The following is a 9,739-nucleotide window of genomic DNA, read 5'->3' on the forward strand; positions in this document are numbered from 1 at the left end:
CCGTTTACGTAAACCGTTTGCGCAACTTCAGTGCGAGCCGTTCACTAACACCCGCAGACACCCTCAGGGAGGAGGAACAGTGGTCACTATCCGCGATGTCGCCAAGCACGCCGGCGTCTCCCCCGCCACTGTTTCCCGGGTGGTCAACGGTCTGGTCGGCTACTCCGACGAGACACGCGAACGCGTCGAAACTGCGGTCAAGAGCCTCAGCTACGAAACGGACTACCTGGCCCGTGGCCTCAAGACCCGGCAGACCTCCGTGATCGGACTGCTCGCCCCCATGGTCTCCGATGCCCTGGCGTCCCAGGTCATGCAGGGCGTCGAGGAGGAAGCCCAGGAACGCGGCTACGCCGTGATGCTCGGCCGCACCGGCGCCAAGTCCGCCTACATCGCCGGCTACCTCCGCACCCTGCGCACCTACCGGGCCGCCGGCGTCATCCTCATCTCCGCGGTGATCACGCCGGAGACCAGGCAGCTGCTGGGCCCCAACGTCCCCATCATCTCCGTCGCCATCAGCGACAAGTCCGGCTCCCCCAGCGTGGCCATCGACGACGAACAGGCAGCCTACGACGCGACCCGTCACCTGCTGCGGCTCGGCCACCGCCGGATCGGTCTCCTCACCGGGGACCCGGCGTCGATCTACGTGGCCCAACCCCGCAAACGGGGCTACCTCCGCGCCATGACCGAAGCCAACTGCACCCCTGTGACCACCACCGGCAGCTTCTTCTACGAAAGCGGCGCCCCAGGCGTCGACGAACTGCTCCAGCAGGAACCCGAACTCACCGCCATCTTCGCGATGAGCGACGAGATGGGTGCCGCCGTCGTCAATGAACTGCAGCGCCGCGGCCTCCGGGTGCCCGAAGACGTCTCCGTCCTGGGCTTCGACAACACCTCCACCTCCATGCACGTGAACCCGCCGCTGAGCACCATGGCCCAGCCGCTCGAGGAGATGGGACGGATGGCCGTGAAGAAGCTGCTCCGCTCCCGCGACCTGGGGCCGAAGATCATGCCGCACCGGCTGATCGAGCGCGGCTCCACCGCGCCCCCGAGCCTGGTTCCGGCGAACCCGGCCCCGCCCGGAACCTAAGAACGAACCAGCTAGCCCAGACCCAAACACCACCACCCACGGCGACAGCCGGCACTCCCCCGTGCCACCAGGCAACCCGCCGCGATTCCGCACGCCCCAAACCACCCGCACCAACCGACTCGCACCACCCCAATCAACAAGGAGCAACACATGAGGCAGCGCCGCCGCACCTGGCAGACTCTTCTCGCCACCACCGCATCCCTGACCGTCGCCGCCGTCGCCCTCACCGGCTGCGGCGGGACCGCCACGGAAGCGAAAAGCGCCCCGAAGGCCGCCGCGTCCTTCGAGGGCAAGGGCCCCATCAACTACGTCTCCAACCGCGACGCCTCCGGTGCCGCAAACAAGAGCATCGAGGAATGGAACGCCGCCCACCCGGATGAGAAGGTCACGTTCATCGAACTGCCGGACTCCGCGGACCAGCAGCGCCAGCAGCTCATCMAGAACGCGCAGATCAAGTCGGACACCTTCAGCGTGCTGAACCTGGACGTCGTCTGGACCTCCGAGTTCGCCGCCAACAAGTGGATCATGCCGCTGCCTGCGGACGCTGTCCCCTCGGACAAGATGATCCCCGCCACCGTGAACGCCGCGACGTACCGGGACACCCTGGTCGGCGCCCCGTACTACACCGACGGCGCGCTGTTCTACTTCCGCTCGGACCTGCTCAAGGCCGCCGGCATCGCCGCCCCGCCCAAGACCTGGGACGAAATGAAGACCGCCTGCAAGGCCATCCTGGCCCTCCCCCAGGCCGCGGGCATGTCCTGCTACGCCGGCCAGTTCGACAAGAACGAGGCCCTCACGGTCAACTTCGCCGAGGCCGTGGCCTCCGCCGGCGGCACCGTGGTGGACGCCGAGGGCAAGCCCACCGTCAACACCGCCGAGGCCAAGAAGGGCCTGAACCTGCTGGTGGACGGCTTCAAGGAAGGACTCTTCCCCTCCGACGCCATCACCTACCTCGAGGAGCAGGGCCGCCGCGCGTTCCAGGACGGCAAGCTCGTCTTCCTGCGCAACTGGCCCTTCCTGCACGCCTCCCTGAGCGCCACGGACGGCTCCAGCAAGGTGGCCGGCAAGTTCGGCATCACCTCCATCCCGGGCACCGACGGCCCCGGCGTCTCCACCCTCGGCGGCCGCAGCCTCGCCGTCTCGCCCTTCACCGCCAACAAGGCCACCGCCCTGGAGTTCATCAAGTTCTTCACCAGCGAGGAGCAGGCCAAGAAGCGCCTCGCCCTGTCCTCCCGCGCCCCGGCGTACGCCTCCCTCTACGCGGATCCGGCCGTGGTCGCCAAGCGCCCATTCTTCCCCACCCTGCTGACCTCGCTGAACAACGCCCAGCCGCGCCCCAAGGTGGTCCAGTACGGCGCCACCACCAAGGCGATCCAGGAGGAGGCCTACGCCGCGATCACCGGCAAGAAGGACACGGACACCGCCCTGAACGACATGCAGGCCAAGCTCACCGAGCTCTCCGCCAAGTAATTCCGCCCCGTAGCAACTGCCGGGCCGGCCGGTCCACCCCGGCCGGCCCGGCAGCTGCAACCCCAGTGAGGTTCCCAGAATGACGACGACGACCGCCCCGCCCGCCGGCGCGCAGACCGGCACGCCCCAACCAGCCAACCCGCGCACACGCGGCCACCGCGGCAACCGCACTCCCGGCGAAGGCCGCATGGCCGCACTGCTGCTCTCCCCCACCATCCTGGTCCTGGCCCTGGTGATCGTGTACCCGCTGCTCGCCGCGGTGCACCAGTCCCTCTACCGCGCCGAATCCGGACTGGACGCGGACGGCTTCGTCGCCGACGTCGAATCCTTCGTGGGCCTGGCCAACTACGCCGACCTCTTCGTCGGCGAAACCGGCCGGCGCTTCCTCAACGCGCTCGGCAACACCACCTTCTTCACCATCACCACCGTGTTCCTCGAAACCGTCCTGGGCCTCTGCCTGGCCCTCGCCATGAACCGCGCCTTCCGTGGCCGGTCCTTCCTCCGCGCCAGCATCCTGGTCCCCTGGGCCGTGCCCACCGCGGTCTCCGGCCTGCTGTGGCGCTGGATCTTCCAGTCCGACGGCATCGCCAACACCCTGCTGGGCAGCGAAATCCTCTGGACCGCCGAGGGCACCGCCTCCCGCGCGGCCATCATCATCGCCGAAGTCTGGAAGACCGCCCCGTTCATCGGACTCCTGGTCCTCGCCGGCATGCAGGTCATCCCCGGCGAAGTCTACGAGGCCGCCAAGATCGACGGCGCCGGCTGGTGGCGCCAGCTCGGCTCCATCACCCTCCCGCTGGTCAAGCCCACCCTCCTGGTCGCCGTGCTGTTCCGCATGCTCGACGCGCTGCGGATGTTCGATCTGCCCTTCGTGCTGATCGGCCCCGGCAAGGAATCTGTGGAAACCCTCTCCATGCTGGCCTGGGACGAGTCCAACCAGCTGCGCTACGGCTCCGCCTCCGCGTTCGCGATCATGCTCTTCCTGTACGTCGCCGTCGTCGCGATCGTCTTCGTGAAGGTGCTCGGCGCCGATGTCACCGGCGCCAAGGAACTGAAGCTGATCTCGAAGAAGTCCCGCACCAAGGCAATCCGCACCCTGGCAATCTCTGAACTGGAAATCGCTGAACAGAAGAAGGCCGAGGCCACCCGATGACCATCTCCGACCTCCGCAACGCCGCCACCGACTCCGGTGCACCGAGCGCCTCCGGCGCCGTCGTCCCCGACGCAAGCACCGCCGTCGGCCGCTCTGGCAAATCGAACACAGGCAAGCCGAAAACGCCGCGCACCTGGCGCTCCTACTCGGTGTACCTGGGCCTGGCGCTGATCTTCGCCTACTGCCTGGCGCCGTTCTACTGGATGCTGGTCTCCAGCCTCCGCCGCACCGCCGACATTTTCGACAACACCCTGCTGCCGGCCCCGTTCTCGCTGGAGAACTACGCCAAGGTGTTCGACGGCTCCACCATGTTCGGCCAGGCCCTGCTGAACTCCCTGATCGTGGCCGGCACCACCACGGTCTTCGCGCTGCTGCTCGGCGTGTTCGCCGCCTACGCGATCTCCCGGCTGAACTTCCGCTTCAAGTCGGTGATCCTGGGCGTGATCATCGCGACGTCGATGTTCCCCGGCATCTCCGTGGTGGTGCCGCTGCTGCGCCTCTTCACGGACCTCGGCTGGATCAACACCTACCAGGCGATGATCGTCCCCAGTTTGTCCTTCGCGATCCCGCTGGCGGTCTGGAACCTCACCACGTTCATGAAGGCCCTGCCGTTCGACCTTGAAGAAGCCGCGATGATCGACGGCTGCACCAAGTGGCAGGCGTTCCGCCGGGTCCTGCTGCCGCTCGCCGCGCCGGGCGTCTTCACCACCGCGATCCTGACCTTCATCCACAGCTGGAACGAGTTCATCATCGCGCTGTCCATGATCAACGACCCCAAGATCCAGACCGCCACGGTGGCGATCTCCAAGTTCACCGGCGCCACCGAATTCCAGGCGCCCTTCGGCGAACAGATGGCCGCCGGCGTGATCGTCACCGTACCGTTGGTCAYTATGGTGCTGATCTTCCAGCGACGGATCGTCGAAGGCCTCACCGCGGGCGCGAGCAAATGAGCCCTGTTTCGCACGTGGACCCGGTCGAGGAAACCACGATGGCGCCCGCCCCCGACTGGTGGCAGTCCGCCGTCATCTACGAGGTCTACCCGCGCTCCTTCGCCGACGGCGACGGCGACGGCGTGGGCGACCTCGCCGGGCTCATTGCCCGGCTGCCGTACATCGCCGCCCTCGGCGTCGACGGCATCTGGATGACCCCGTTCCAGCCCTCCCCGCAGGTGGACCAGGGCTACGACGTGACCGACTACTGCGGCGTGGACCCGCTGTTCGGCACCATGGAAYAGTTCGAGTCGCTCCTTTCCAAGGCGCACGCGCTGGGCCTGCGGATCCTGCTCGACGTCGTCCCCAACCACTGCTCCTCGGAACACCCGCTGTTCCAGGCGGCCCTCGCGGCCGGCCCGGGGTCGCCGGAGCGGGACATGTTCCACTTTGTTGAAGGCTCCGCCGACGACGTCCCGCCGAACAACTGGCAGAGCGTGTTCGGCGGCCGGGCCTGGAGCCGCGCAAATCCGGGTTCGGCGACGGACCCCGACTGGTACCTGCACCTGTTCTCGGCCGGGCAGCCGGACTGGAACTGGCGGAATCCCGCCGTCGGCGATTACTTCGACGGCGTGCTGCGCTTCTGGTTCGACAAGGGCGTGGACGGGCTGCGCATCGACGTCGCGCATGCCCTGTTCAAGGCTGACGGGCTGCCGGACTCGCCCTCCACGGGCGGGGTGGTGGACGGGCTGCGGTCCAACCCGCAGGTCTCGGACCAGGAGGATGTCCACGAGGTCTACCGCCGCTGGCGCACCCTCGCCGAGAAGTATGAGCCGCACCGGCTGCTGGTGGGCGAGGTCAACCTCGAGCCGGCCCGCGCCGCGCGCTACACCCGTGCCGACGAGATGCAGCAGGCCTTCGCGTTCGCTTTCGTGAAACTCGGCTGGGACCCGGAGGCGTGGGCCGCCGTCGGGAACGAGCTCGAGGCCGCCCGGCAGCTCCACGGCGCCGCCCCCACCTGGGCATTGGAAAACCACGACATCGTCCGCACCGTCACGCGGTTCGGCGGCGGCCAACTGGGCAGCACCCGGGCCCGGGCGGCACTCGTGGCTCTGCTCGGACTGCCCGGCGCGGCCTACATCTACCAGGGCCAAGAGCTCGGGCTGCCCGAGGTCGACGTCCCGGTGGAGGCCCGGGTGGATCCGATGTGGGCCCGCGGCGGAGTCTGCCGCGACGGCGCCCGATTGCCGCTGCCATGGACAGAGGAGGCGGCGGCGAACCACGGCTTCTCGCTCGGTGAACCCGCCGCGGAACCCTGGCTCCCGATCCCCTCGGACTGGGGCGCGCACGCAATCGAACTCCAGCGGCAGGACCCGGAGTCCGCCCTGAACCTGACCAAGGCGGCACTGGAGCTGCGCCGTCAGTTGTGGAAGAACGAGGTCTTCACCGCGGACGACGGCGGCAGCTGGCGGGTCGAGGCCGGAAACCTCCTCATCTGCGAACGCAACGAGCACTTCCTCGTCGCTGTCGCTATGGGCAGCGAGCCCGTGCAACTGCCGGCTGGCACGGTCTTGCTCAGCGCAGCGCCGCTGGCCGAGGACGGCTGGCTGCAGCCGAACAATGCGGCCTGGGTGCTGCGGGACTGAGGCTGCAGCGCTACAGAGCCGATCTGCCAGACGAAAAGGGCCGTCCACGTTTTCATGTGAGAACGCGGACGGCCCTTTTTTGCCAAGTGGCAGCCAGCACGGCTAGCTAGCGAATCTTGTCTTCGCCATCGTGCCGTGGACGGGGGCCTTCTATCATTTCGCCACCGCCGCTGTTGGGGCAGAAGTGCGRGAGAACGTGGTGTAGCCGGGCTTGGACCCGGTGACCTTGACCGTCAGGGACGTGGCAATGTCGGTGGACGTGGGCCTGTAGGCCGCGGCGTTAGCCCCGATGATGGCMACGCCAGACCGGTACCACTGGTATTTGAGAGTGACCGGAACCGGCCCCCATACACCCGGATCCGCAGTCAGCGTCGACCCGACCTTAGTGGTCCCCGTGATCGCAGGAACTGGAGTGACGGTAAGAGCGCCCTTGGTCACCGCTGCCGTTGCGGCCGAAGTCTTAGAGAGGGTGGTGTAGCCGGTCTTGGACCCGGTGACCCGAACGGTGATCGTCTTGGCGTCTTGATCCGGGCCCAGGACCAGCTTGGAACTGGTAGCCCCTGGCACTGCTGTTCCATTGGCCAGCCACTGGTATGCAAGCATGGTGCCCGCGCTCCATGTCCCGGCCGCCACACTTAGCGTCCGTCCGACCGTCGCTGTTCCGGAAACAGTTGGCGTACTGGCGGCGAGCGTAGCTGTGCCGACCTTGGCCGTAGGCTCGCTCGTACGAGTCTGTGTCAAGTAACCTGGCTTAGACGCAGTGATCCGAGCCGTGATTGCAGTCCCGGATTGATCCGGACCCAGCACCAGCGTGGAACTGTTGGCCCCCGTCACTGCCGCTCCGTCGGCCAGCCACTGGTATGCGAACGTCGTGCCCGCGTTCCACGTGCCGGTCGCAACGCTCAGCATCTGGCCGACCGTGGCCGTGCCGGATACAGTCGGCGTGTTGCCGACGAGCGTGCCGGGGGTATGGACCAAAGGGTCCGAAGCCGTGGTCCATTCCCCCCATCCGAGCCGATTCCTTGCCCTGACCCGCGCGGTGTAAGTGCCTGCGGGCAGATCGTTTACGGACGCCCGTGTTTCTTCGGATGTCCGGACGCTGCGAACGCTGTCCTGTCCAGCAAACTCGGTTTCATATTCATAGATACCTAGCAAGTCGGTGTGTGCCGCCCAGCTTGCTGTGACGATTCCGTCGCTTGCGCGCAGGTCGGGCCGCTTTGCACGCAGCGGCCGAGTGGCCACCATAACCTCGCCGACGTAGTGCCCGCCGAGGCTGCTTGAGTTGCCGTTGCCGTCTGCGATACCAGTGATCCAGTATTTGTGCAAGCCACGTGAATCGGCTTCGGCGCTGTACTTGGAAAAATCGAGAGTTGCTCCAAAGGATGCCATGTGCGGGTCGGCAGACGAATTGCGAACGTACCATCCAGTGCTCGAGGATCCGATGTGGGCATCAACCATGATCCTGGCATCGGCGGGAATACCAATCCCGTCGTCGTAAGCTTTGGCGGAAAGGACCGCCCTGGCCGGTCCGTCGGTAATATCGACGATGTTCTTGCTGAGCGTGGTCGTCACTCTTGGCGCGCTCCCGTCCACCACAGATACAACGCTCGGATATAGCCCGATGCTGCCGTAGGCGTCTCCAGACGTGGACAAGTGGCTGTTGCCTGCCAGATCGATGATGCGAGGAACAAAAGCCCAGTCGCCGCTGCGGCTGAACTCCGGGAAGGAGAAGGTGGTCTCGTAAGTTCCGTGGTAGCGGTCGCCGGAGACCAAAGCCATTGATTGACCGGGGATAGATTCAAATCCCGATGTCACGGGGTCCAGCCACGGGGATCCCGCGGCCAGTCCCGAGCCCTGATCCTGGACTTCGACCCGCACCGTGACTTGCACGGGTCCGTCTATGACGTCAATGCGATTGTGCGAAATCCAGGTGGTGAGGATCAAAGGGCCTTCGGTGTCCTGGACGGCAGCGTCCGCAGGCATGACGCCGGCAGAAGCAGCCGCTACGGTGACCACAATTGCCGCAGCCATGCGTCGCGTCCACGATGAAAAGATTGCCGCTCGGCAAGACTTTGACATAAATCCCCCATATTTATTCAACAACTTCGACATTCAGCTGAGAGAACTATGCCATGCCCGGACGCGCGGACATGTATGCCGACTGCTGGCCTCGAACTAAGACATCCTCGAGTCAAAATGTGACGATCAATGGGTCCCAACGCAGGAGCTAACTGTGTCTCCTCACCGGAGAGGAATTTCGGGCGAGTCAGCGCCCGGCTCGGTATCAGCACCACGGCGCTGGATTTTGACAGTGAGTGCCCGCTGCCCTAGCAGTAAGGCCTGACAGTTGAAGGTTCATGTGTATGATTCACCTGTCTGCCGTTCATGCAGGCCTCACTCAGCCCTTCGCTGGCAAGACTTTGGGGGAAACTCATGCCCGTCTTAAATCGCGCCCGTTCCTTGGTGATCCTAATGGTCGCTGGTTTCCTCTTCGGGACGCTGGGACTCCTATCCGCGGCTCCGGCAAGAGCATCCGATATGGCAGGACCAGCGCTTGTAAGTCAGTCCGTCACAACGACGAACCTCAATCTCCACAATGGGCCGGCCACGATCAATATCACTATTCATCTGCGCGACGACACTGGAGTGGAAACGCCGACCATGATCGCCACCTGGGTCAACCCCGACCCCGATGCGTGGGGCAGTAGCCAGTTCCAGGGCTTTGGCGGCATGACTTTGGCTTCCGGAACCATCAAGGACGGCGTTTGGAAACACACCATTACCATTCCGCAGGGGGCCGCGCCCGGACAGTGGGCCGTGAAGCTCTATCCTCTGACCGACACCTGGGGCAACGAATCCACGTGGTTCAAGATACTGAAAACCGTCACCGTAACCGATGAAGCCCCTCCGACCGCAGTGACCCCGGCCGCAGTGACCGTCACGGACAAGGACGGCACGACGGGCGATACCTACACGATCCCAGCCAAGTCCGGCGTCGATTACCTGGTCGACGGCAAGGTTGTCTCCGCCGGCACGTACCCCGGAACGGGCACAGTAACAGTAACCGCAAAGGCGCGGGCAGGCTATGCACTGGCCCCTGATGCCGTCTCCTCCTGGTCAACGACGTTCAAGGGTCTTCTGGCCGGGTCCACTCCGACCATTTCCGGCACCGGACAAGTCGGTTCGACGCTCACGGCCAACGCTGGCAGCTGGGGCCCTTCCCCAGTCACTCTCGGATATCAGTGGTACCGCTCGGGGGTTGCCATCGCCGGAGCCAACGCGGGCACCTACAYTCTGGCCGCCACTGACGCTGGAAGCACCACCACCGTAAGCGTCACCGGCTCTAAGGCCGGTTATTTGACGGTGACCAAAAATTCGGCACCCACCACAGTGATTGCCAAGGGCTCGCTTACCGGACCGGCACCTACAATCGCCGGCACGCCCCGGGTCGCAC

General features: G+C 65.6%; 6 protein-coding genes and 1 pseudogene. 6 read left to right on the top strand and 1 reads right to left on the bottom strand.

Annotation, left to right across the window (positions count from 1 at the left end; genetic code table 11):
- Positions 1–79: 79 nt before the first annotated feature.
- The 5 genes from AC1DHX_RS14190 (at position 80) to AC1DHX_RS14210 (ending at position 6,285) form a co-directional block, all read left to right on the top strand.
- The gene (locus AC1DHX_RS14190) at positions 80–1,087 is read left to right on the top strand and encodes a LacI family DNA-binding transcriptional regulator (protein WP_476859759.1); all 1,008 of its coding nucleotides are present in this window, start codon (positions 80–82) and stop codon (positions 1,085–1,087) included.
- A gap of 150 nt (positions 1,088–1,237) precedes the next feature.
- Positions 1,238–2,557 (top strand): ABC transporter substrate-binding protein, encoded by a 1,320-nt coding sequence (locus AC1DHX_RS14195; protein ID WP_476900147.1) that lies wholly within the window; start codon positions 1,238–1,240, stop codon positions 2,555–2,557.
- A 79-nt stretch (positions 2,558–2,636) separates the two neighbouring features.
- Positions 2,637–3,710, top strand: a complete 1,074-nt coding sequence (locus AC1DHX_RS14200) for a carbohydrate ABC transporter permease (RefSeq protein ID WP_476859757.1) — start codon at positions 2,637–2,639, stop codon at positions 3,708–3,710.
- Positions 3,707–4,660: a carbohydrate ABC transporter permease gene (locus AC1DHX_RS14205; RefSeq protein WP_476900148.1), complete on the top strand. Its 954-nt coding sequence runs from the start codon at positions 3,707–3,709 to the stop codon at positions 4,658–4,660. Before AC1DHX_RS14200 ends, AC1DHX_RS14205 begins: the two co-directional genes overlap by 4 nt.
- Positions 4,657–6,285: an alpha-amylase family glycosyl hydrolase gene (locus AC1DHX_RS14210; protein ID WP_476900149.1), complete on the top strand. Its 1,629-nt coding sequence runs from the start codon at positions 4,657–4,659 to the stop codon at positions 6,283–6,285. Before AC1DHX_RS14205 ends, AC1DHX_RS14210 begins: the two co-directional genes overlap by 4 nt.
- Before the next feature lie 153 nt (positions 6,286–6,438).
- On the opposite strand, the gene AC1DHX_RS14215 is transcribed toward AC1DHX_RS14210, so the two are convergent.
- The gene (locus AC1DHX_RS14215; protein WP_476863749.1) at positions 6,439–8,316 is read right to left on the bottom strand and encodes a hypothetical protein; all 1,878 of its coding nucleotides are present in this window, start codon (positions 8,314–8,316) and stop codon (positions 6,439–6,441) included.
- A 630-nt stretch (positions 8,317–8,946) separates the two neighbouring features.
- Here AC1DHX_RS14215 and AC1DHX_RS14220 point away from each other — a divergent pair.
- Positions 8,947–9,739: pseudogene (locus AC1DHX_RS14220) on the top strand (hypothetical protein); the annotation flags it as partial.

Source organism: Arthrobacter sp. 05N33_2 (assembly GCF_056397425.1).

Bases quoted from the DNA above. Each gene is read 5' to 3' on its own strand.
- AC1DHX_RS14200 (WP_476859757.1), top strand. From the start codon at position 2,637: ATGACGACGACGACCGCCCCGCCCGCCGGCGCGCAGACCGGCACGCCC.